The organism is Chitinophaga cymbidii, assembly GCF_007992715.1.
Lineage (GTDB): Bacteria > Bacteroidota > Bacteroidia > Chitinophagales > Chitinophagaceae > Chitinophaga > Chitinophaga cymbidii.
In genome coordinates this window covers 2,328,785-2,351,841 of sequence record NZ_BKAU01000001.1, presented here as the reverse complement: position 1 = coordinate 2,351,841, position 23,057 = coordinate 2,328,785, and the positions used below count along the sequence as shown (strand labels likewise).

The 23,057-nt window shown below is 53.2% G+C and carries 22 protein-coding genes; 8 read left to right on the top strand and 14 right to left on the bottom strand.

What is annotated here, in order from left to right; all coding sequences use genetic code 11:
• Nucleotides 1-6: 6 nt before the first annotated feature.
• Nucleotides 7-2,112, bottom strand: coding sequence for a heavy metal translocating P-type ATPase (locus CCY01nite_RS09795; RefSeq protein ID WP_146860126.1), 2,106 nt, complete (start codon nucleotides 2,110-2,112; stop codon nucleotides 7-9).
• Between the two features lie 159 nt (nucleotides 2,113-2,271).
• On the opposite strand from CCY01nite_RS09795, the gene tsaE reads away from it, so the two are divergent.
• Both tsaE and CCY01nite_RS09785 read left to right on the top strand, forming a co-directional pair.
• Nucleotides 2,272-2,733 carry a tRNA (adenosine(37)-N6)-threonylcarbamoyltransferase complex ATPase subunit type 1 TsaE gene (tsaE, locus tag CCY01nite_RS09790; RefSeq protein ID WP_146860124.1) on the top strand — a complete coding sequence of 154 codons (462 nt, stop codon included), beginning with the start codon at nucleotides 2,272-2,274 and terminating at the stop codon, nucleotides 2,731-2,733.
• Between the two features lie 67 nt (nucleotides 2,734-2,800).
• Complete coding sequence (locus CCY01nite_RS09785; RefSeq protein ID WP_146860122.1) at nucleotides 2,801-4,018, top strand: alanine dehydrogenase; 1,218 nt, start codon at nucleotides 2,801-2,803, stop codon at nucleotides 4,016-4,018.
• 1 nt (nucleotide 4,019) lies between these two features.
• Here the strand turns inward: CCY01nite_RS09785 and CCY01nite_RS09780 are convergent, their stop codons facing one another.
• The 3 genes from CCY01nite_RS09780 to CCY01nite_RS09770 all read right to left on the bottom strand — a co-directional run bounded on the left by CCY01nite_RS09780 (nucleotide 4,020) and on the right by CCY01nite_RS09770 (nucleotide 6,041).
• Nucleotides 4,020-4,814, bottom strand: coding sequence for an undecaprenyl-diphosphate phosphatase (locus CCY01nite_RS09780; RefSeq protein WP_146860120.1), 795 nt, complete (start codon nucleotides 4,812-4,814; stop codon nucleotides 4,020-4,022).
• A gap of 86 nt (nucleotides 4,815-4,900) precedes the next feature.
• Nucleotides 4,901-5,149: a DUF3098 domain-containing protein gene (locus CCY01nite_RS09775; protein ID WP_146860118.1), complete on the bottom strand. Its 249-nt coding sequence runs from the start codon at nucleotides 5,147-5,149 to the stop codon at nucleotides 4,901-4,903.
• Nucleotides 5,150-5,168: 19 nt separating this feature from the next.
• Nucleotides 5,169-6,041: a cell division protein FtsX gene (locus CCY01nite_RS09770; RefSeq protein ID WP_146860116.1), complete on the bottom strand. Its 873-nt coding sequence runs from the start codon at nucleotides 6,039-6,041 to the stop codon at nucleotides 5,169-5,171.
• Between the two features lie 99 nt (nucleotides 6,042-6,140).
• Here CCY01nite_RS09770 and leuS point away from each other — a divergent pair, with 99 nt between their 5' ends.
• Together leuS and CCY01nite_RS09760 are read left to right on the top strand one after the other, a co-directional pair.
• Nucleotides 6,141-8,918 carry a leucine--tRNA ligase gene (gene leuS, locus CCY01nite_RS09765; RefSeq protein ID WP_146860114.1) on the top strand — a complete coding sequence of 926 codons (2,778 nt, stop codon included), beginning with the start codon at nucleotides 6,141-6,143 and terminating at the stop codon, nucleotides 8,916-8,918.
• Nucleotides 8,919-9,175: 257 nt separating this feature from the next.
• Complete coding sequence (locus tag CCY01nite_RS09760; protein ID WP_146860112.1) at nucleotides 9,176-12,337, top strand: S41 family peptidase; 3,162 nt, start codon at nucleotides 9,176-9,178, stop codon at nucleotides 12,335-12,337.
• Between the two features lie 93 nt (nucleotides 12,338-12,430).
• Here the strand turns inward: CCY01nite_RS09760 and CCY01nite_RS09755 are convergent, their stop codons facing one another.
• Both CCY01nite_RS09755 and CCY01nite_RS09750 read right to left on the bottom strand, forming a co-directional pair.
• Entirely contained in the window at nucleotides 12,431-12,691 is a 261-nt protein-coding gene (locus tag CCY01nite_RS09755; RefSeq protein ID WP_146860110.1) for a type II toxin-antitoxin system HicA family toxin, read from the bottom strand.
• A 22-nt stretch (nucleotides 12,692-12,713) separates the two neighbouring features.
• Nucleotides 12,714-13,088, bottom strand: a complete 375-nt coding sequence (locus CCY01nite_RS09750; protein ID WP_146860108.1) for a hypothetical protein — start codon at nucleotides 13,086-13,088, stop codon at nucleotides 12,714-12,716.
• 130 nt (nucleotides 13,089-13,218) lie between these two features.
• Here CCY01nite_RS09750 and CCY01nite_RS09745 point away from each other — a divergent pair, with 130 nt between their 5' ends.
• Complete coding sequence (locus tag CCY01nite_RS09745) at nucleotides 13,219-14,079, top strand: endonuclease/exonuclease/phosphatase family protein (protein ID WP_146860106.1); 861 nt, start codon at nucleotides 13,219-13,221, stop codon at nucleotides 14,077-14,079.
• A 101-nt stretch (nucleotides 14,080-14,180) separates the two neighbouring features.
• Here the strand turns inward: CCY01nite_RS09745 and CCY01nite_RS09740 are convergent, their stop codons facing one another.
• Complete coding sequence (locus CCY01nite_RS09740) at nucleotides 14,181-15,158, bottom strand: M20/M25/M40 family metallo-hydrolase (RefSeq protein WP_146860104.1); 978 nt, start codon at nucleotides 15,156-15,158, stop codon at nucleotides 14,181-14,183.
• Nucleotides 15,159-15,201: 43 nt separating this feature from the next.
• Here CCY01nite_RS09740 and ruvB point away from each other — a divergent pair, with 43 nt between their 5' ends.
• Nucleotides 15,202-16,242 (top strand): Holliday junction branch migration DNA helicase RuvB, encoded by a 1,041-nt coding sequence (gene ruvB / locus CCY01nite_RS09735; RefSeq protein ID WP_307726079.1) that lies wholly within the window; start codon nucleotides 15,202-15,204, stop codon nucleotides 16,240-16,242.
• Between the two features lie 34 nt (nucleotides 16,243-16,276).
• On the opposite strand, the gene CCY01nite_RS09730 is transcribed toward ruvB, so the two are convergent.
• The 3 genes from CCY01nite_RS09730 to CCY01nite_RS09720 are packed head-to-tail and all read right to left on the bottom strand — an operon-like array spanning nucleotide 16,277 to nucleotide 18,801.
• A complete protein-coding gene (locus CCY01nite_RS09730; protein WP_146860102.1) occupies nucleotides 16,277-16,978 on the bottom strand; it encodes a response regulator transcription factor in 702 nt (233 codons plus the stop codon).
• Between the two features lie 15 nt (nucleotides 16,979-16,993).
• A complete protein-coding gene (locus CCY01nite_RS09725; RefSeq protein ID WP_146860100.1) occupies nucleotides 16,994-17,785 on the bottom strand; it encodes a DUF3108 domain-containing protein in 792 nt (263 codons plus the stop codon).
• Nucleotides 17,786-17,793: 8 nt separating this feature from the next.
• A complete protein-coding gene (locus CCY01nite_RS09720; RefSeq protein ID WP_186830986.1) occupies nucleotides 17,794-18,801 on the bottom strand; it encodes a lysylphosphatidylglycerol synthase domain-containing protein in 1,008 nt (335 codons plus the stop codon).
• A gap of 13 nt (nucleotides 18,802-18,814) precedes the next feature.
• Between CCY01nite_RS09720 and ruvC the strand changes: the two genes are divergently transcribed.
• Both ruvC and CCY01nite_RS09710 read left to right on the top strand, forming a co-directional pair.
• Nucleotides 18,815-19,375: a crossover junction endodeoxyribonuclease RuvC gene (gene ruvC, locus CCY01nite_RS09715; RefSeq protein WP_186830985.1), complete on the top strand. Its 561-nt coding sequence runs from the start codon at nucleotides 18,815-18,817 to the stop codon at nucleotides 19,373-19,375.
• Nucleotides 19,376-19,534: 159 nt separating this feature from the next.
• The gene (locus CCY01nite_RS09710; RefSeq protein ID WP_146860094.1) at nucleotides 19,535-20,236 is read left to right on the top strand and encodes a response regulator transcription factor; all 702 of its coding nucleotides are present in this window, start codon (nucleotides 19,535-19,537) and stop codon (nucleotides 20,234-20,236) included.
• On the opposite strand, the gene CCY01nite_RS09705 is transcribed toward CCY01nite_RS09710, so the two are convergent.
• The 4 genes from CCY01nite_RS09705 to rsmA form a co-directional block, all read right to left on the bottom strand.
• The gene (locus tag CCY01nite_RS09705) at nucleotides 20,231-20,620 is read right to left on the bottom strand and encodes an HIT family protein (RefSeq protein WP_146860092.1); all 390 of its coding nucleotides are present in this window, start codon (nucleotides 20,618-20,620) and stop codon (nucleotides 20,231-20,233) included. The genes CCY01nite_RS09710 and CCY01nite_RS09705 overlap by 6 nt on opposite strands.
• A 78-nt stretch (nucleotides 20,621-20,698) precedes the next feature.
• Nucleotides 20,699-21,172, bottom strand: coding sequence for a transcription elongation factor GreA (gene greA, locus CCY01nite_RS09700; RefSeq protein WP_146860090.1), 474 nt, complete (start codon nucleotides 21,170-21,172; stop codon nucleotides 20,699-20,701).
• A gap of 146 nt (nucleotides 21,173-21,318) precedes the next feature.
• Nucleotides 21,319-22,245, bottom strand: coding sequence for an NAD(P)-dependent oxidoreductase (locus CCY01nite_RS09695; protein WP_146860088.1), 927 nt, complete (start codon nucleotides 22,243-22,245; stop codon nucleotides 21,319-21,321).
• On the bottom strand, nucleotides 22,242-22,994 hold the full coding sequence (gene rsmA, locus CCY01nite_RS09690; protein WP_146860086.1) for a 16S rRNA (adenine(1518)-N(6)/adenine(1519)-N(6))-dimethyltransferase RsmA: 753 nt from the start codon (nucleotides 22,992-22,994) through the stop codon (nucleotides 22,242-22,244). Before rsmA ends, CCY01nite_RS09695 begins: the two co-directional genes overlap by 4 nt.
• Nucleotides 22,995-23,057: the final 63 nt, after the last annotated feature.

Genomic DNA, 23,057 nt, shown 5'->3' with positions numbered 1-23,057 from the left:
AAACGGTCACATCACCCGCTTGAACCGCAGCCTCACGGAATTGACCGCCAGCACTACGTCAGACAGCCCCATCACCAGCGCCCCCACGATCGGGTTCAGGTATCCCAACGCCGCTACCGGGATGGCTACCACGTTATAAATAAACGCCCAGAACAAATTTTGTTTGATGGTGAGATAGGTATGTTTGCCAAGGCCCATCGCCAGCGGCAGGGAGCCCAGCTGGTTGTTCAGCAGGATCACGTTGGCGCTTTGCATGGCTACCTGCGTGGAGTCGCTGAGGGATATGCCGATGCTGGCCTTCGCCAGTGCCGGCGCATCATTGATGCCATCACCTATCATGGCTGTCGGCGCCTCCGCCATCAGCTTGTCGATCTGCCGCAGCTTCTGCTCCGGCGACTGTTCCGCGAATACTTCATCGATCCCAAGCTCCCGCGCGATCTGCTCACACTTCCGCCGCATGTCGCCGCTCAGCAGGATGGTGCGGATGCCGCTTTCTTTCAGCTGCGTCATCACCTTGCGGGCGTCCGGCCGCAGCTCGTCGGTGAAATCCAGCCAACCTGCCAGCTGTCCGTTCTTCAATAAGTAAATGTTATGGGAATCGTCTTCCGTAGCGGATTTCGCCATGATGAAAGAACCAAGCTGCCATTCATTCCCTTCCGCGTCCCGCGCCGCCATGCCCACGCCCTTCCGCTCGCGCACCTGCTGCAAAGCCGTTTCCGGCGTACCTTTCCACAAGGCTGCGATGGAACGCGCAATGGGATGGGAGGAATATTTTTCAAGACTGTATACAACAGATTTAAAAGCCGCATCGTCCATCCCGATAGCCTGCCACTGCCCGAGCTGCAGCTTGCCGGTGGTGAGCGTGCCGGTTTTGTCGAACACGATCTGGCGGATATCGCGGAAAGATTCAAGCGTATTGGCGCCTTTGATAAGCACGCCGTTGCGCGCGGCCCGGCCCAGGCCCACCATTACGGCGGCAGGCGTTGCCAGCCCCATGGCGCAGGGGCAGGCGATCACCAGCACCGCGATGCTGCGCATCATGGCAGTGTCTAACGGTTTCCCGCCTACGAAATACCAGCCCAGGAAAGTAGCCAGCGCAATGCCAAGCACCAGCGGCACAAAAACCGCGCTGATCCTGTCCGCCAGCTTCTGCATGGGCGGCTTGTTGTGCTGCGCCTGCTTCACCAGGTCGATGATATAGGACAGTACGGTATCCTTGCCGGTGGCGGTCACATATAGCTTGAAGCTGCCATCTTCCAGGATGGTGCCGCCGATCACCTTATCTTTTTCTCTTTTCGCCACCGGCTCGCTTTCCCCGGTGATCATCGATTCGTTCACATGCCCGTCGCCCCAATAGATCGTGCCGTCCATCGGCACTTTGTCACCGGTGTTCACTAAAACGCGGTCGCCTACACGAAGATCCGCGTTATCGATCTCATCAATATGCTCCTGCCCCTCCCCATTGGCATGAATACGTTTTGCCTTTGTATGCTGCATTCTCGCCAGTTCCGCAATAGCCGTAGTGGTGGATTTGACGGACCTTTCCTCCAGCAGGTTCCCCAGGAACACCAGCGTAAGAATGGCCGCGGTGGTTTCATAAAAAAGATAATCCTCCCCAAGGCCCTGCAAGGTGCCCGTGAGGCTGTAAGCAAAGGCAGCGGTGGCACCCAGGGTGATGAGCACGTCCATATTGGCCATGCCGTTGCGGAGGGAGCGGAAGGCGCTGCCGCCGAAATGCAGCATGCCCACGATGTATACCGGCACCGTCAATGCCAGCTGTATCCAGGGATTGTGCAGCCAGTGCCAGTTCACCCACATATGCAACAGCAGCGGCGCTGTAAAAACGAGGCAGCAAAAGAATTTGAAGGTAAGGGTATTGAAGACGGGCGTTCTGGCGCCGGTGCTGTCCGGCAGGACCACCTGGTAGCCGAGGTCATTGATGCCGTTGAGTATTTCCCCGGGGTCCGCGCCCGAGGGCGCGTTGAATTGCAGCTCCTCCGTAGCCACGCTGATCACCACATCTTCCATGCCTTTCTTCTCGAGGTATCTGGAGATCGTCAGCGCGCAACTGGAACAGTTCATTCCTTTTACTTTGCAATTGATCGTTTCCATAGTAATACAAAATTACCCCATCAACGCCTTCAAAAGGGGAATATTAATGCAACGGCGGTGCTTTTTAAGGAAGCCTAAAATGCGGCAGCAGCCTGTTGTTGAACGGTTGCGGCGGGTGGAGGTGATTATTGCAACGGAATTGCTAATTTTATCCCTTATATGAAGCTGACTTTCTCGTATGATGAACTACCCGAAGTGGCCCGCCGGTTCTGGGAAACCTTCCCCGCCAGCCAGGTATTTGCGCTGGACGGCGAGATGGGCGCGGGTAAAACCACCTTCGTAAAGGAGCTTTGCGCCGCCAAAGGTGTGGAAGACGCCACGGCCAGCCCCACCTTTTCCATCATCAATGAATACCGCTTCAAAGACGGCGGAGAAAAGGAAAAGATCATTTATCACCTCGACCTGTACCGCCTGCGCAGCCTCGAAGAGGCCATCGGCACCGGCGTAGAGGATTGCCTGTACCATCCGGACGCTATTTGCTTCGTGGAATGGCCGGAGATCATCGAGCCGCTGTTACCGGCCGATACCGTATACGTGTTCCTTTCCGTAACGCCGGACCAGAAGCGCCGGTTAGTGGCGGGAAGCGCCCATCCGGGCGACCTTACGCCATCCCCGCAATAACAGCTACGGCAGTAAACAAATAATAAATGTATCTTTGAAAAAGACCTAACATTCAATTGTCTACGATATGGAGCCAAGGCAAAAACCTGTTGTGAGTGCCGGATTTACATATTCTCCGCTGGAAGAAACACTGGATATTCCACAAAAAAACTCCCGATTATTCATCGGTATTCCTAAAGAAACATCTTTCCAGGAAAGCCGTATCGCTTTAACGCCCGATGCCGTTAGCATCCTCTCCAACAATGGTCATCATATAGTGGTGGAGCATAAAGCGGGAGACGGTTCCCATTTCTATGATACGGACTACTCCGAGGCGGGCGCCGAGATCGTATACGACAAAAAGGATGTTTTCAAGGCGGACATCATCGTGAAATCCGCTCCCCTCAACGATGAAGAGATCGGGCTGCTGCACCCGCACCAGATCGTGATCTCCCCCATTCATCTGTCCGTACTCAAGGCCGACCAGCTGCAGAAGATGATGGAAAAACGCATCACCCTGCTTTCTTTCGAGAACCTGAAAGACGATTCCGGCACCTATCCCATCGTGCGCGCCATGAGCGAGATCGCGGGCGGGGCCGTGATGCTCATTGCCGGGCAATACCTCAGCAACAGCAACCGCGGCAAAGGCATTCTCCTGGGCGGCGTAACCGGCATTCCGCCGACGAAAGTGGTGATCATCGGCGCGGGGATCGTAGGGGAGTTTGCGGCGCGTACCGCCCTGGCGCTCGGATCTTCCGTAAAGGTATTCGACAACAACATCTACAAGCTGAAAAGGCTGCAAAACAATATCGGCGTAAGAGTGTTCACCTCCGTGATACAGCCGCGCGTACTGGCGGAACAGCTGCGCACGGCAGACGTGGCGGTCGGCGCATTATCTTCCCAGAGCGGGCGCACGCCCGTGGTGGTATCCGAATCCATGGTCAGCAATATGAAAGCCGGTTCCGTGATCGTGGACGTGAGCATCGACCGGGGCGGCTGCTTCGAAACCTCGGAGATCACCTCCCATGAAAATCCTGTCTTTAAAAAATATGATGTGATCCACTACTGCGTGCCGAACATCCCTTCCGGCTTTGCCGGCACCGCTTCCCAGGCCATCAGTAACGTGCTGATGCCGCTTTTGCTGGAAGCCGCGGACGACGGAGGATTTGAGAACCTGGTATGGATCAAGCGGGGCGTGCGCAACGGCATCTACCTCTATAAAGGCGCATTGACCAATTATCACCTGAGCGAGAAATTCAAACTGAAGTATACAGACCTGGAGCTGCTGCTGGCAGTGAAAGGATAACCTACATTTCCAGTTTATATCCCATAAAGTAAGCGGCCAGAATGATCGCTCCCACCACAATGCGGTAATATCCCCAGATCCTGAAGCCGAATTTTTTCAGCGTATCGATAAAGAATTTGATCGCGATCATGGCTACTACAAAAGCTACCGCATTCCCGATCAGCAACAGTTTCATGTTCTCCGCGGAGCTGGTGATCAGCTCATGGCTTTTCAGCAGCTTGTAACCTGTTACGGCCGCCATGGTAGGCACTGCCAGGAAAAAGGAAAACTCGGCCGCGGCATTGCGCGTCAGCTTCTGCTGCATACCGCCGATAATTGAAGCGGCGCTGCGGCTGACGCCCGGTATCATGGCCAGGCATTGATAAAAGCCGATGCGGATCGCCTTGAAGTAATCCATCTTTTCATCCGTATCGATCACAGGATTCTTGAACCATTTATCTACAAACAGCAGCACGATACCGCCGAGGAAAAGCGTCAATCCCACTACCTCCGGCTTTTCCAGCAGCGCATCGATCTGGTCTGCGAACAGGTAACCGAGGATGAGCGCGGGCAGCACGCCCAGGAACAGCTTGAAATAAAAAGCCGGTTTGCTGAAGTTGAAGAACTTTCTCCAGTACAGCACCACCACCGCGAGGATAGCGCCCAGCTGGATGCATACCTCGAACATTTTGGTGAACTCGTCCTCATTGATCCCCATCAGGCTGCTGACGATGATCATATGGCCGGTGGACGATACCGGCAGAAATTCCGTTAACCCTTCTACGATCGCTATGATAATGGCTTCTACGATGCTCATAATTCCTGATTACCGATTCACATAAGAAAAGCGATGATCATCTCATCGCTGTGGATCTGATTTAAAAATCTTGATAACAAAAGTCGCTACTGCTTCGGCTTGCGCATGATCGCATATACTTCCAGCACCAGTCCGATCAGTATCACGATCGGCGCCAGGGTGATACGGCGGAAGCTGTATACTTCCTTCGGATCGAAACGGGCTGCTTCATCGCCGCCACCGCCAACCATCAGGAGGAAGCCGATCACGATGATCACTACGCCGGCCAGCATCAGCTGGTAATTGGCCTTGCCGAAAAGCCCGCGTTCTTCTGTTTGTTTAATTTCTTTTGACATACTGCTGTTTTAATCAAAATCAATATAGGTCGTCCAGCTTCAGCTTCAGGTATTTCATTACTGACCGGTGCGTACTCAGCAGGGAAATGCTGATGCCGATCACAATGAGCCCGATGAACAGGAGGCTAGTCATAAAATAATCCCGCATGCCGCGAAGTCCCGGCAGCGTGGATTCCGCAAAATACATCAGAACGATCAGCCCGATAATGGCAATGACCGCGCTGATGGCGCCGTTGATAATACTCCGCACATCAAATGGCTTGGCAATGAACCACCGCGTGGCGCCCACCATCTGCATCGTCTTGATCAGGAAACGGTTGCTGAACATGGCCAGCCGGATGGTATTGTCGATCAGGAACAGCACCACCACCGCCATCAAAGCGCTGATCACCAGCATCACCAGACCAATCTGCTTCGCTTTGTCCAGCACCTCGCTCACCAGCGTGCGCTGGTAGAACAGTTCGCGGACAACGCTGCGGTTGGCAATATCATTTTCGATCACCTTCAGGCTGTCCGGATGCACATATTTCGCATATAACCGTATGTCGATGCTGGCATATAAAGGGTTAAAGCCCAGCACCGCAAAGTTTTCCTTCGGGTTCTCGGCCTTGAACTTTTCCGCCGCCATCTCCTTGGTCACATATTCTATTCTTTTGACGTAAGGCTTCACCGCCAGCGAATCCTTCAGCAACACCGCCTGTTGTTCCTTCACATTATCCCGCAGAATAACCTGCAGCTCAATGCTTTCCTTGAAATAGTCGCTCAGGTTCTTGGCGTTGATCATGAACAGGCCAAGTACCCCTAACAACAAAAGCACGAGGGTGATACCGATGATTGAATATACGTACGAAGGCTTCGATTTCTTAGCTGACGATTTCCCTGATTGAGCCATTCATCTATAGTTTATGGGCGAAAATAATAAAATTTGGGACTTATGTTTAATTTTGCCCTCCCTAACGGTAATTTAACATTATTTAGTATATTATTAGGTATGGAATATACTTTCAGGCATATAGAACAGAAATGGCAGGAGCGATGGAAAGCCTCCGGGGCTTACCGGGTGAGCAACAACAGCAGTAAACCGAAATGTTACGTGCTGGACATGTTCCCTTATCCTTCCGGGGCGGGGTTGCATGTGGGCCATCCGCTGGGCTATATCGCATCTGACATCTACGCCCGTTACAAGCGCCTCAAAGGCTTCAACGTGCTGCACCCCATGGGCTACGACGCCTTCGGGCTTCCCGCGGAGCAATACGCCCTCGAAACCGGGCAGCATCCCTCCGTTACGACAGACGAAAATATCAACGCATTCCGCGGCCAGCTGGATAATATCGGGTTCTGCTACGACTGGGAACGCGAGATCCGCACCAGCGACCCGGGCTATTATAAATGGACGCAGCATATCTTTTTGCAGCTGTTCGACAGCTGGTACAACCGCCACGCCGGAAAGGCCGAGCGCATTGACGTGCTGGTGCGCATCTTCGAGCAGGACGGCAACCTCCATCACGAATGCCCCGGCGACCGCAGCATCCGCTTCAGCGCCGATACCTGGAACGAATATTCCTATGAGGAACAGCAAAACGTGCTCATGGAATACCGCCTGGGCTACCTCGCCTATGCCGAAGTGAACTGGTGCCCCGCCCTCGGCACGGTGCTCGCCAACGACGAAGTGATCAACGGCGTGAGTGAACGCGGTGGGCATCCCGTGATCAAAAAGAAAATGCGCCAGTGGTTCCTGCGCATCACCGAATATGCGGACCGTCTGCTGCAGGGCCTCGATGCCGTGCAGTTCAGCGAGGCCATGAAAGACATGCAGCGCAACTGGATCGGCAAGAGCCAGGGCGCGGAGATCAAGTTCAACATCGCCGGCTCCATGGAAAGCATCGTGGTGTATACGACCCGTCCCGATACGATCTTTGGCGTGGACTTCATGGTGCTGGCGCCAGAGCACGAGCTGGTAGACGGCATCACCACCAATGAACAGAGCGAAGCCGTCAATGCTTACAAGGAATATGTACAAAGCCGCTCCGAACGCGAGCGCATGGCCGAAGTGAAACAGATCACCGGTTGCTTTACCGGCGCATATGCCGTGAATCCCTTCGACGGGCGCAAGATACCCGTATGGATATCCGAATATGTGCTGGCGGGCTATGGCACCGGCGCCATCATGGCAGTGCCCTGCGGTGATCAGCGCGATTTCAACTTCGCCAACCATTTTTCCATTCCCATCACCAACATCCTCGGACAAGCTTTTTCCGGCGATGAAGCCAATCCCACCAAGGAAGGCAAGCTGTTCAACAGCGATTTCATCACCGGCATGGAAATGAAAGACGCCTCCGAAGCGGTGATGTTGAAAATAGAAAGCCTGGGCATCGGCAAAAGGCAGATCAACTACAAGATGCGCGACGCGGGCTTCAGCCGCCAGCGCTACTGGGGCGAACCTTTCCCGATCGTCTACCGCAACGGCATTCCCGAAGCGATGAACGAAGCAGACCTGCCGCTGGAACTTCCCTTTGTGGAACATTACAAGCAGGGTGAAGATGGTGAAGGGCCGCTCGCTACTATCACCGACTGGGTGAACCTACCCTCGGACAACGGCACCTCCCTCCGCCGGGAAACCAATACCATGCCCGGTTACGCCGGCAGCAGCTGGTACTTCCTCCGGTATATGGACCCGCATAACGGGGACACTTTCTGCGACCGCAGGATCTCCGATTACTGGGGACAGGTGGACCTTTACATCGGCGGCACGGAACATGCCGTGGGACATCTGCTGTATTCCCGCATGTGGACCAAAGTGTTGTACGATCTCGGTTATATCGGCTTTGATGAACCGTATAAAAAGCTGGTGAACCAGGGCATGATCACGGGCAGCTCCCGCCTGGTGTACCGCGTGCGCGGCACCAACCAGTTCGTGTCCGCCGGCCTCCGCGCGCAATATGACACAGACGAGCTGCATGTGGACGTGAACATCGTGGACGGCGTAGAGCTGGACATCGAAGCATTCAAAAAATGGCGCATCGATTTTGCGAACGCCCAGTTCATTCTCGAAGACGGCAAATACATCTGCGGAACGCTCGTGGAAAAAATGAGCAAACGCCTTTTCAATACCGTAAATCCCGATGTGCTCGTGGAGAAGTTCGGCGCCGATACCTTCCGGATGTACGAGATGTTCCTCGGGCCGGTAGAGCAAAGCAAGCCCTGGGAAACCAAAGGCATTGAAGGCGTGCACCGCTTCCTCAAAAAACTCTGGCGCCTGTTCGCGGACGAGCAGAAAGGACTGATCGTGACCACCGCGGCGCCCACAGCCGACGAGCTGAAAACGCTGCACAAGACCATCCGCAAGATCGATGACGATTGCGACAGGCTTTCTTTCAATACCGCTGTGAGCAGCTTCATGGTGTGCGTGAATGAGCTGATAGAGCTTAAATGCAACAAGAAAGCCATCCTGGAGCAACTGCTCGTTCTCCTCACGCCCTTCGCACCGCATGTCTGCGAAGAGCTGTGGGAAACGATCGGCAACAAAGGCTCTATCCTCGATGCGGCATTCCCGGTGTTCGAAGAAAAATACGTGACCGAAAGCACGAAGGAATACCCCGTGTCCGTGAACGGCAAGCTGCGCACCACCATCAAAATCTCGCTGGACGCATCTTCTGATGAAGTGGAAAAGATCGCATTGTCCAACGAAGTGATCCAGAAGTGGCTCGAAGGAAAAGACCCGAAGAAAGTGATCTTCGTGAAAGGAAAGATGATCAACGTGGTGATCTGATTTTTTATGATATAAGCAAAGCGGCTGCTACCTTTTGAAGTGCTCCAAAAGCCAACCATCTTTTGGCGCTTCTTTCCGGTGCAGCCGCTTTGCTATGTACAGTTCCCGGATTTATTACGCCGTCATATGCTCCTTGACAAATCTTTTCCCCATGCCCCCGCGTTCCCCCCGCTTTATCCGCATTTTGGATGAAAGGTTTCCGCAAGCCGCATTTCTGTATTAATTTCCGTCTGAAATCAACAAAATTCAGCCGCCATATGAGAACAATCCTTACCGGCCTGCTGGCCGCAGCCCTTTCCCTGCCAACCAGCGCCCAACCTTCCTCCGAAGCTTATTTCACCACTTATCCCACCCTGACGCCCGACGGAAAGACGGTTATTTTCAGCTTTGAGGGCGACCTGTGGAAAGCGGACGTACAAAACCCGCACGCCACCCGCCTCACCGCCATGCCGGGCAATGAAACGCTCGCAAAGGTATCTCCCGACGGAAAGTGGATCGCCTTTACCGCCACCCAGTTCGGGAATGCCGACATCTTCCTCATTCCCATCGATGGCGGGGAAGTGAAGCAACTCACCATGCACGAGGCTTCAGACCAGGTAGAGTCCTGGAGCTGGGACTCAAAGCAGATCTACTTCACCTCCTCCCGCGGCGGCAATGCCACCAGCTATAAAGTGGGACTGAACGGCGGTACGCCCGTGCAGGTGTTCAATCATTACTTCAATCTCATTCACAATATCGTGGAACACCCCACTACCGGCGAGCTGTTCTTCAACGATACCTGGGAAAGCAGCTTCGCCGCCAACCGCAAGCGCTACAAGGGCGATTTCAACCCGGACATCCAGTCTTACATCCCCGCGTCCAAAACGTACAAGAAGTACACGGATTACCGCGGCAAGGACATGTGGACGACCATCGATCGCAAAGGCAACATCTACTTCGTGTCCGACGAAGAGAACGGAGAATACAATCTCTACACCTTCAGCAACGGCCAGAAGAAGGCGCTTACCAAATTCCCGACCTCCATCAAACGCCCCTTTGCCAATGCTGACGGCGGCAAAGTGGTCTTCGAAAAGGATTACCAGGTCTGGCTGTATGATGTTGCCACCGGCAAATCCGGGAAGCTGGCCATCAAGCTTTTCCGCAATCCTGTGCTGCCGAAGGAGCAGGACTTTGAAGTAGCCGGCAAGATCTCCAACTTCGACGTATCGCCGGATGGCAAGAAACTGACTTTCATTTCCCGCGGCGAGCTGTTCGTTTCGGACATAGAAGGCAAGTTCATCCGCCAGATACCCCGCCCCTCAGAACGCGCGGTGGAAGTGCACTGGCTCTCCGACAACCGTACCCTGCTTTACAACGAAACGGTAGATGGCTACCTGAACTGGTTCACCATAGCGGCAGACGGCAAAGGCACTCCCAAACAGCTGACGAAAGACAAGCGCAACAACCGCGAACTGGCCGTTAACAAAGACAGAACGCAGGGCATATACCTCAGCGGCCGTGACGAAGTACGGGCGATAGACCTTAAAACGCTGGATTCCAAAACCATCGTAAAAGACGAGATATGGGCATTCCAGAATGCCACGCCCGGCTTTTCTCCCGACGGTGAATCCGTTGTATTCACCGCTTACCGCAACTTTGAGCAGGACATACTGGTGCACAACCTGAAAAAGAATACCACCATCAACCTGACCAATACCGGCGTTACGGAGACCTACCCCTACTGGTCCCCGGACGGGAAATACATCTATTTCACTTCTTCCCGCACCAAACCAGCTTATCCCTTTGGCCTGCAGAATCCGAAGATCTACCGCATAGCGCTGGACAAATTCGATGATCCCTTCCGTGCCGACAAGTTCGACGAGCTCTTCAAAAAGGAAGAGAAGAAGGAAGAAAAAAAGGATGACAAAAAAGACGATAAAAAGCCCGCCGATAAAAAAGCGCCAGAGCCCGTGAACATCAACACTGCGAAGATCATGGACAGGATCGAACAGATCTCTCCTTCCTTCGGTTCACAATACGGCCCGGTGTTCATCCAGCAGAAAGGCGACAAAAGCAGCGTGTACTTCATCTCCAATCATACCGACGGAAGGCCCGCGCTGTGGAAGACCACACTGGAACCTTTCGAAGCGCAGAAGACCGACAAGATCAACGGCACAGACGGCGGCGGCGGATCAGACATCCGGGAAGTGGAGGGCAAGCTCTATGTACTGATCAACGGCAACATCCACAAGCTGAACCCGGACGCCAACAAGGTGGACAAGATCGACATCAACCAGAACTTCTACCGCAACCTCCGCACGGAGTTCGAACAGATCTTCCATGAAACCTGGGCAAATGTGGAAGAGAACTTCTACAACGCTGAATTTCATGGCGCCAACTGGGGCAAGCTCCGCGACCAGTATGCGCGTTTCATCCCGTATGTGAACACCCGGGCGGATCTCCGCATCCTGGTGAACGATATGCTCGGCGAGCTGAACTCCTCACACCTCGGCTTTTCCTCTTCCGGCGACGAGGAAAAGATCAACCTCAGCTACCGCACCATGGAAACGGGCATCCTCTTCGACCAGCAAAATCCTTATACGGTGTCCCGCATCGTTTCCGGCAGCAATGCGGACAAGCTGGACGTAGATGTGCGCGCCGGTGATGTGCTCACTAAAGTGAACGGCGAAACCGTTGATAAATCACTTTGCCGCGATCAGTATTTTACCCGTCCCTCCTTTGAAAGAGAGATCACACTGACGTTCGAGCGGAACGGCAAGCCATACGATGTAAGGCTGCACCCGCAAAGCTATGGCGCACTTGGCGGGCAGCTGTACGATGAATGGATCGCGTCCAACGAATCGCGTGTGGACAAGCTCGGTAGTAACCGGATCGCCTATACGCACATGAAGAACATGGGCACGGGCGAACTGGAAAAATTCCTGATAGACATGGCGGCGAAGCTCGGCAGCAAGGACGCGCTCATCCTCGACCTCCGCTACAACACCGGCGGCAACGTGCATGATGAAGTGCTGAAATTCCTCTCCCAAAGACCTTACCTGCAATGGCAATACCGCGGCGGCAAATTATCCCCGCAACCCAACTTCGCGCCGTCAGGCAAACCCATCGTGCTGCTGATCAACGAGCAATCGCTCAGCGACGCGGAAATGACGGCTGCCGGCTTCAAAGCGCTGAAGCTGGGCAAGATCATCGGCACGGAATCTTACCGCTGGATCATCTTCACCTCCGGTAAAGGTCTGGTAGACGGATCTTTCTACCGCCTGCCTTCCTGGGGATGCTATACCCTCGATGGCAAGAACCTGGAAAAAGAAGGCGTAGCACCAGACATCTACGTAAAAACTTCTTTCACAGACCGCCTGGAAGATAAAGACCCGCAACTGGAAAGGGCCGTACAGGAAATTATGAAAGAACTGAAATAAACTTTACGCCCGTACTTTGTCCGTTCCCGCGGCCGAAGTACGGGCATATTTTTGCCCGCCCGCATCTGCACCGCTCTGCCCCTCCTATTTCCCTCAAAGCACAGCGCAGCCCACAGCTTTCCCTTTCATGAAAGCCTCCAGCTCCTCTCCTCCCACTTCCATATTCCGCAATATATTGCTGACCACAAACTCCGGCACCGGCTCAAATCCGATCCGCAGCATTACCGGCCGCAGCCGGTCTTCCCGCGTCCATAGCTCATGCCCCGCATGCACAAACCCGAACTGGTATTCCTTCTCCAACAGGAATGCGCGTAGCGCATCCAACGGGATGTTGGACAAATTCATCAAACGCATATGTCTGCTGATTTAGGTTAACTTATATGCCTCCCGGCAGATCTACCGTGCACGAAATATGATAAATGCCCGTTCCGCTCCGGATGCAGTCGAAAACATCTGTCATATCGCTATGCCGGAAAACCGGCGGATACATCACAGGCGGGTCCATCACCCAGCCGCACCGTTGCAGGTCTTCCACCAGCTGCCCCGACCGCAGGGCGCGCTCAAAATAAAAGTTCATCATCACCTGCAGCGACTGCTTTGCTTCCTGCCTGCCGGGACCGTAGCCGGATACGCCCAGCGCAGGAATATAAGCATGGAAACACGAACGCTCGTCCCGGAAAAGAACGCCCCGCAAATGCAGGCGCCCGCAGGAATAATAACCCGTTTCTTCTATCCCGGTGACCGTTGCCATAAACATGCATTTTCATCGTTCCAAAACTAAGTGGAAAGCGTACAAAAACAATTAAATAACATGAAAAATATCTCGGAATTAGGCAACTTCGTATCACTTTTAGAATATAAAATTTCTAACTTGGACTTCTATGAAAAAGAACACTATTGCATTACTGTTTTGTTTCTTCACCACAATCGCAGCCATGGCACAGGATAACAGCCTGCAGGTGATGACATTCAACATCCGGTACAACAACGCGCGCGACAGCGTCAACGCCTGGCCCAACCGGGTAGACAAAGTAGCGTCGCAGATACTTTTTCACCAGCCGCAGATACTGGGCGTACAGGAAGCACTGTGGGACCAGATGCAGGACCTTCAGCAAGCCCTTCCGCAATATAAATTTGTAGGCGTTGGCCGCGACGATGGCGATAAAAAAGGAGAATTTTCCGCCATTTTTTATGATACCACCCGCATTCAGCTGCTCGACAGCAAAACCTTCTGGCTGTCCGAAACGCCGGAAGTAGCCGGCAGCAAGGGATGGGATGCGGCCATCTGCCGCATCGTAACATATGCCCGCTTTCGCGACCGCAAAAACCGCAAAGAGTTCTATCATTTCAATACGCACTTCGACCATATCGGTAAAGAAGCGCGCCGGCAAAGCGCCAAACTGCTGCTGCAGCGCGTACACCAGATCTCCGGCAAAACGCCCGCCGTTATCACCGGCGATTTCAACGCCAGGCCAAGCGACGAGCCGATCCGCATCATCCTGGACGAAAAAGATCCCCTGCACCTGCAAGACAGCAAGGCGCTGAGCAAAACACCGCATTACGGTCCGCATAGCACCTTCAACAGCTTCAAAGCGCATGAGACCGGCGACCAGCCGATCGATTATATTTTCCTGAAAGGCAAATGGGACGTGTGGCAGCATGCCTGCATCACGCAGACCTGGATGGGATTGTTCGCCTCCGATCACTTTGCGCAGCTCGCGAAGCTGACCTTCGCGAAATAACCGGTTTTACATCGCCATAAAAAGGCGCTGTCAAAAGTAAATGCAACCATGCCTGCTTTTGACAGCGCCTTTTTTGCGCTTGCAAATGAATAACGAACGGCTTATTCCTCCTCTTTCTTTATCCGCACCGGCGTATCCTTTCCGCTCACAATACTTTTAGCGCTGACGGCGATCGCTTCAATAATATCCGCGATATTCTGCATGTCCAGGCTCTCCACTTCATCATTCACGCTGTGATACAAGCTGTCCTTATCGATCTGCGTGGTGGAAATGGTGTGCGCCGGTACGCCCAGCCGCGCCAGGGTAGCGTTATCGGAGCGATAGAACAAACGTTGTTCGGGATAAGGATCGGGGTGGAACTGAAAGCTGGAGCCTTCGAGGTTCTGCTGTAATATCTTTCCGAAATCGGATCTTTCAAAACCGGTGATGAACGCACTGTTGCGGCCGAACTTCGATTCCTTTCCGATCATCTCGATGTTGAACATCGCCACGATCTGCTCCGGGTTCAGCTGTTGCGAAAAAAAGCGCGAGCCGAAGCCGCCGATCTCCTCCGCCGTAAATGCGGCGAAGATGAGGGAACGCTCCGGCGGATGCTGCTTAAAATATTCCGCGAGCAGGATCACCGCCGTAATGCCCGATGCATCATCATCCGCGCCGTTCGCGATGCTATCGCCTTCCACCGCCTTCCGGATACCGATATGATCGTAATGCCCTGAAAAGATCACATATTCGTCCGGCTGGCTGCTGCCTTTGATCATCCCCGCCACATTATGCAGAAAACGCGGCTCTTCTCCTTCTTTAATGGAGTCCAGTGCCCGCACCTGCCGCCCTACCGTGGCGAAGCGCTGCCGGAAATCTTTCTGGCCGGGAAGCGGTTCCAGGCCGATGAATGTGAACTCCTGTTCGATAAATACGGACGCTTTTTCAATGCCGGGGGAATAGGTGGCCCGGCCCTGCATGTCATCGTCCGCAAGAATGGAAATGATACGTTTGACTTCGGCTTCGCCGATCTGTTGGGCTTTTATGGGTAACATGCCTGTCAGCAGCAGGCAAAACAGGCTGATCGCTTTACATTTCATGGCAGATTCAGATTTCGTTAAAAATAATCGATTACTTTTGGTTTTGAAAGGAGATCTAATGTCCAATTCCAACATAAGACCAGATGAGAACCGGCTGAGCGCCGCGGAGAAGGAGTTCGAAAACAGCATCCGCCCGAAAGAGATCATTGATTTTTCGGGGCAGGACCAGATCATAGAGAACCTGAAAGTCTTTATCAAAGCGGCGAAGCTCCGCGGTGAGGCGCTGGACCATATTCTTTTCCACGGGCCTCCGGGGCTGGGAAAGACCACGCTGTCGCGCATCGTGGCCAACGAGCTGGGCGTGAATATCAAGGAGACTTCCGGGCCGGTGATCGAAAAGCCCGGCGACCTGGCGGGCCTGCTCACCAACCTGGAAGAGAAAGACGTGCTGTTCGTAGACGAAATTCACCGGCTGAGCACCCTCGTGGAAGAATACCTGTATTCCGCCATGGAAGATTACCGCATCGATATCATGATCGACTCGGGACCGAACGCGCGCTCCGTGCAGATCAACCTGCAACCCTTCACGCTGGTGGGCGCCACTACCCGCTCCGGCCTGCTGACGGCGCCGCTGCTGAGCCGCTTCGGCATCAAATCCCGCCTGGAATATTATTCTTCAGCCGTACTGCAAAAGATCATCTGGCGGGCGGCGGGGCTCCTCGGCACCAAGATCACGTCCGACGCCGCGGCGGAAATAGCACGCCGCTCCCGCGGCACACCGCGTATCGCCAACGGCCTGCTGCGCCGGGTGCGCGACTTCGCACAGGTGATGGGCAACGGCGTGATAGACATGGGCATTGCTGAGTTCAGCCTGAAAGCATTGAGCGTGGATGAATATGGACTGGATGAAATGGACAACCGCATCCTGAACGTGATCATCGACAACTTTAAAGGCGGCCCGGTGGGGCTTACCACTATCGCTACCGCCGTGGGCGAAGAGCCCGGCACGCTGGAAGAAGTGTACGAGCCGTTCCTCATTCAGGAAGGCTTTATCAAACGGACGCCGCGGGGAAGGGAAGTGACGGAAAAAGCATATAAGCATTTGGGGAAAACGCCATTGAAAGGGCCGAACATGTTGTTCTGACGCATAAAAAAAGGGGCTTGCGCCCCTTTTCCATCTAATCTTTTACAACCAGCCTGAACCCGTTGCCGTGAATGTTCACGATCTCGATATTGGGATCTTCTTTCAGGTATTTTCTCAGTTTGGCGATATACACGTCCATACTGCGGCCATTAAAATAGGTATCGCTGCCCCAGATCTTCTTCAGCGCCACTTCACGGGGCAACAGATCGTTCTTATGCTCGCAGAGCATATGCAGCAGCTCGTTCTCTTTCGGGGAGAGGGTGCTGGAATCGCCGCCCTTGGTGAGCGTGCGCAGGCGGGAGTTGAAGTGGTATTGCCCGATCTTGAATTCGAACTGCTCTTCCTCCTTGTTGTTCAGCTCCTGGTTCCTTTTCAGGATGGCTTTGATCTTCAGCAGCAGCAGCTCGCTGTCGAACGGTTTGGAAATATAATCGTCCGCTCCCAGTTTATATCCCTGGATGATGTCTTCCTTCATGGTCTTGGCAGACAGGAAGAAAAGGGGAATGTCCGGGTCCACATCGCGGATCTCTTCCGCGAGCTTGAAGCCGTCCATATTCGGCATCATGATGTCCAGCAGGCAGATATCGAATTTATCCCTGCGGAAAGCGGCCAGCGCAAGAATGCCATCGCGGCACAGCTCCACGTCATAGTCGTTCAGCTCCAGGTAATTCTTGAGCACCATACCAAGGTTGGTATCGTCTTCTGCCAGCAGTATCTTGGGTTTGCGTTCTTCCATAATTACAAATATAACTTATCTTTTCTTTATGAGGGATGAGAGGCTGTGGCGCAGGTTGGAGTACTCCACCATGTCCACTTTGATGCTTCCTACGGAAATGGGGCTGTCCACCCGCAGCGGTATCTTGTTACCGTCGTCGCTGACCCATACGGACATTTGCTCCCCGCCTTCAAAGATGGTGCCTTTGATGAGCAGCGGCTTGAACTTGATGGCGCGGAACTTCCCGTAGCGGGTGTCTACCTGTTCTTTGCCGATGTAACGGATGTAGATGTTGTAGACTTCATCGTCGAGGAACATGGCGAAGGGTATTTTGTCCCCCGGCTTGTATTTGGAAAAGTCGATGTTCCGGGCGTAGTAAATGGCGCTGATCACGTCCTGTATGCAGTCCGGCACCTTGAAAGTACCGTTGGTGCTGGTGGCGGTGCCGGCTTCGCGGTTAAAGCCCACATTATTGTAGATCTTGTGCCCGCCTTCGCTGACGTTGCGGATGAAGCGGATGGGCAGCAGGGTGGCCGTATCGATGTAGCTTTCATAGCGGTCGCGCACTTTGAAGATCCAGTCGTACGTCCGGAACGTGCGCCCGTCCCCTACCACGTGATAGGCGTCACGGCCGCCGTATCTTTCCAGTTTGCTGGTGAAAACGGCTTCGCCGGCGCCCACGAAAACGGCGCCGAGGTTATAGTACACTTTATATGTGATGGATTCACCGGCGTGGAAGCTCGTATTGGTGATGCCACAGAAATTATCTTGTGCTGAGGATCGTACGGTCGTGGCTAACACGATAAGTAATAGTAGAAAATGCCTCATCGATCGATCTATTTATCCTTGAAAATTTTAACGCCCAGGAGCAGTATGCTGCCTATTACCGCCGGAAGCACCAGGTTGATCAACCAGATAGCCACTGTTCCGGCCACGATCCCTGCGGTATTCGCGCTCAGGAGGCCCAGGAAGTAAATGCTGACCTGGCCCCGGAGCCCCAGTTCCGCGATGGCGATAGTGGGTACCAGCGCCATCACAAGGTAGATCACATTGATCATAAAGAACCCCTGCCACCATACGAAAGTCACGCCCAGCGCGTATAGCAAAATCAAATACTGTGCCGTAAACACCATATAGCGCACCGTGCTCAGCAGCAGCAATTTCCGCAACTGTGGCGGGGAATAGCGTGCGATGATCTGGATGAACACCTTCAGTTTCCGCAGAAAGGGAACCTTTTCAAAAACCGCTACAATGATCTGTAGCCGAAAATAAAGTATTAGGATGAAGGTGCAAATGACTATCAATATTCCTAACAATAATTTCTCCCAGAAGTTCGGGGCAAAATAACTGTCGGCCTTCACCAGCTGGAAATTATTAATATAATAGATCAGGCCGGCCAGGCCAAAAACAGCGGTCACGATCAGCTGGCTGTAGCTCCCCACGATGGTGGCGGCAATGGCTTTCAGCTTGTTCCGGTTCTCGAGGTAGAGGATGCGGCCGCCGTATTCCCCGATCCGGTTGGGCGTGTTCACGGAGAGGGTCACGCCGCTGAGAATGGCGCTGAATGCCCGCAGGAAAGGCACTTCTTCCAGCGGCGCCACCAGCAGCTGCCATTTGCGCGCCTCCAGGCCCCAGTTGATGAACATCATGCCGATAACGAGCAACAAAAGCAGCAATCCTCTTTCCAGGATGGTGGTTTGCATATGCGCCAGCGCGGCGGGCAGGTTTTGCTGATGCACAAGCTGTTGGTAGATCGCATAGGTTAACCAGATGAAGAGGGCGCCGCCCAGCACGTAATTGAGGATTATTTTGGTACTTTTGTTCAGACGTACAGATTTTGGCAAAAATAACCTCCGCTTGGCAAACAATTCAAAAATAATTCTTGGCATCGATCCCGGAACGATCATCATGGGATACGGACTGATCGCCGTGAAGGGACAGCAGGTAACGATCGTGGAGATGGACGTGCTCAAGCTCAATCCGCAGAAAGACCACTATGAAAGACTGCAGTTGATCCACCAGCGGGTGAACGAACTGATCCGCAAGCACAAACCCGTCAGCTGCGCCATTGAAGCCCCCTTCTTCGGCAAGAACGTACAAAGCATGCTCAAGCTCGGGCGCGCGCAGGGCGTAGCCATCGCCAGCGCCATGCAGGCCGGGGTGATGGTAGCGGAATATTCCCCCAAGAAAGTAAAGCAGTCCATCACCGGCAACGGCAGCGCCAACAAGGAGCAGGTATGGCAGATGTTGCAGCGTATCCTGCACTTTTCCGAGCAACCGCAATACCTCGATGCCACAGACGCTCTGGCTGTAGCCGTCTGCCACCACTTCCAGGAAAGCAGCCCGTTTGCAACCACAGGCAAATCAAAAGGATGGGAGAAGTTCCTCCAGCAACACCCCGAACGGCTTGCGAAGTAGGAAGATCAATTGAACAAATAGAGTATGACGGCTGTTTGTTAATTGAGAAAATGTACTTATTTTGAACTTAATTATGGCTGACGCGCTACAACTGTACCTAAATTATGCGCATTTATCTATATGAAGATCAATCATTTATCACCCCTAATTTTTTCGTAGATGGATACGAAGGCTAGAATTTTACTAGTGGAGGATGATTATAACCTGGGTGCAATAACCAAAAAGCGGTTGGAAGAATCCGGATACGAGGTGACCCATTGCTCTGATGGCGATATTGCCTGGAAGCAGTTCCAGAAAAGCCTTTTCGACATATGCCTGCTGGATGTGGTCATGCCAAAGAAAAATGGCTTCGAGCTGGCTAAGCAGATAAGGCAGAAAAACGACCTGATCCCCATTTTATTTCTGACCTCCAAATCGGAGGATGAAGACAAGATCAGCGGCTTCAAGCACGGAGCGGACGATTATGTCACCAAACCCTTCAGCATGCAGGAGCTGCTGCTGCGCATCGAAGTATTCCTGAAACGCACCCGCCCGCTGAACGCGGATAAACGGGCTACGTTCACCGTGGGCAAGACCACCTTTGATTACGGGGAGCTCAAGCTGACGGACAAAAATGGCAAACTGAAAGCCACCCTTACACAAAAGGAGGCCGACCTGCTGAAATTCTTCTGTGAGAACGCTAACAAAACCCTCAAGCGCGAGGAGATCCTTTATCACGTATGGGGAAAAGACGACTATTTCCTCGGACGCAGTATGGACGTGTTCATCACCAAGATCAGAAAGCACTTCAGTGACGATAAAGACGTGAAGCTCGAAACGCTCCACGGCATCGGGTTCAAATTCTACGTGTCTACGTTATAATCCTGCCACGATACTTTCCTGCACTTCCCTGAATTCCTCCGGCGACAGCTTCAGCTTGGGGCGGGTAAAATTCAGATCGTCCGCGGAATTGACGGGTACCAGGTGCATATGGGCATGCGGTACTTCCAGACCCACAACGCTGATCCCTACACGATTGCAAGGAATTACCCTTTCTATCGCCTGCGCGATCGGCTTGGCGAACACCAGCCATTCCCGCAGCAGATCGTCTTCCAAATCAAAGAATTTATCAATTTCCACTTTGGGCACGATCAGCGTATGCCCTTTCACCAACGGGAAAATATCGAGGAAAGCGTAAAAAAGTTCGTTCTCCGCAATGCGGTAGCTCGGGATGTCACCTTTAATGATCTTGGAAAAGATAGTCATGGTCAATACAGTTAGAACTGGGTGATGAAAAACAAAAGGCTCCTGACGGAGCCTCCTGCCGTATACTTACGCTTCGGCTTACACCGTAATATTGTCTATCTTAAACTTCATTTTGCCATTGGGAGCATGCACATCGGCTACTTCGCCCACCTGCTTGCCAAGCAGACCTTTGCCGATCGGGGAGGTCACGGAGATCTTGCCGGCTTTCAGATCGGCTTCCTGTTCTGATACCAGCTGATAGGTAAACGTTTTTTTATTCGCAACGTTCGTGATCGTCACTTTACAGAGAATAGATACTTTGGAGGTGTCGATGGAATCCGCCTCCACTACCCTGGCAGTAGCAATGGCATTCTCCAGTACAGCGATCTTTGCTTCATGAAGGCCCTGTGCCTCTTTAGCCGCATCATATTCCGCGTTCTCCTTCAAATCCCCCTTTTCGCGGGCTTCGGAAATAGCTTTGGCGATCTCGGCCCTGCCTTTTGTTTTGAGTTGCGTAAGCTCGTCCCTCATCTGTTCAAGGGTTTCCTTGGTTACATAATTGACGCCAGACATAACCTGAATGATTTAGTATAAAGAAAAAAAAATTAACGCCCCCGCTTTCGCAAAGACGTCATTAAGTGTGATGATTGCAAATATAACCTTTTTTTCTCCCGGAGGAAAGCCTTACTCACATTTTAAAAAGCATAATCTATATGCTGTTAAATATTCAGTTTTCGCAGCACATATTCCGCCATTTTGATGCTCGCTTCATGCGAATATCCGGCAATATGGGGCGTGAGCACCACACGGTGGTCCCGCAGCAGGAAATCAAACTGCGCCCGTTCCGTGGCGTTGAAGGTTTCCAGCTTTTCATTTTCCAGCACGTCCAGGCAGGCGCCGCGGACGCTCCCCGCTTCAATGGCCGCAATGAGGTCAGCTGTGTTGACTACTTTGCCGCGGGAAGTATTGATAAAGTAAACAGGTTTGTGGAAGGATGAAAAAAAACTGCTGCCCGCCAGGTGCCGCGTTTCTTCCGTCAGCGGCAGGTGGGTGCTGACGATATCGGCTTCCGCGAAGATCCGCTCCATGGTTGTTTCCTCCACGAGATCATTACCATAGCCCTGTTTGTATTTATCGAACGCCAGGATGCGCATATCGAAGCCGCGGAGCTTGCGCGCAAAGGCGCTCCCTGTGTGACCGTAGCCGATGATGCCCAGCGTCAGCCCGCCCAGCTCATACGCGCGGTTGCCGTCCCGCTCCCAGATACCTTCGCGCAGTTCCAGGTTGCTTTTGAGCAGGTTGTGCAGCAGCATGATGAGCATGCCCACGGCCTGCTCGCCGACGGTATCGCGGTTGCCTTCGGGACTGCTGGCGCAGCGGATGCCTTTGCTTTCGGCATACGCCACATCTATCAGCTCCATACCGGAACCGAGCCTGCCGATCCACATCAGTTGCGCGGCGCGGTCTATCATCGCTTTATCTACTTTAATGCGGGTGGTAACAATGAGACCGGTACAATCGTGGACCTCCGCCATAACGCCATCGTAGGTGATGGACGGCTGATAACTGACGGTGTATCCTTTTGCTTCCAGTTGATCGATCAGATATGGGTGTACTTTGGCGGTGATTAAAACTTTCTGGCTCATAACATATGTTCGGTCAGGGCTGCGAAGTCCGCTACAGTCAGCTCTTCCGCCCTCTTTGTAAATATCGGTTCCTGTAAAAATGTTTTATCGAAAAATCCTTTCAGCGGGTTGCGCAATTGCTTGCGGCGCTGGCCGAACGCGGTTTTCACGAGCAACGTAAATTTCTTTTCGCTTTTAACGGGCAGCGGCGATGCCAGCCGCGTCAGCCGGATAACGGCGGATTTCACCTTGGGCGGCGGGTTGAAGCAATCCTCATGCACTTCAAACAGATACTCCACATCGTAGAACCGCTGCAGGAATACGCTCAGGATGCCATAATCCTTGTTGCCGTGTTTCGCCGCAATGCGCAGCGCCACTTCTTTCTGGAACATGCCTACCACCACCGGCACCTGTTCTTTCCAGTCCAGGATGCGGAACATGATCTGGGTGGAGATGTTGTAGGGGAAATTACCGATCACGGCAAACTCGCCCTGGTAGGGCGCCTGCATGTCCAGGAAGCTCTCGTTGATGAGCTTTCCGCGGATAGCGGGAAAGGTATGTTCCAGGTACTGCACTTTTTCCGTATCCAGCTCCACGGCCTTGAAGGTGATGCCGGGCAGCTCCAGCAGGTATTTGGTGATGGCGCCCGCGCCGGGCCCTACTTCGAGCACCTGCGCGCCGGCAGCCACCGGCAATGCCTCCACGATCTTTCTGCAAATGTTCTCGTCTTTGAGAAAATGCTGTCCCAGTGACTTTTTTAGCGTATACATCCGGTAGAATAAAGCGCAAAATTAAGGAATAGTCCCCAGTTTGCGGCTGCTCCATCATCTGTC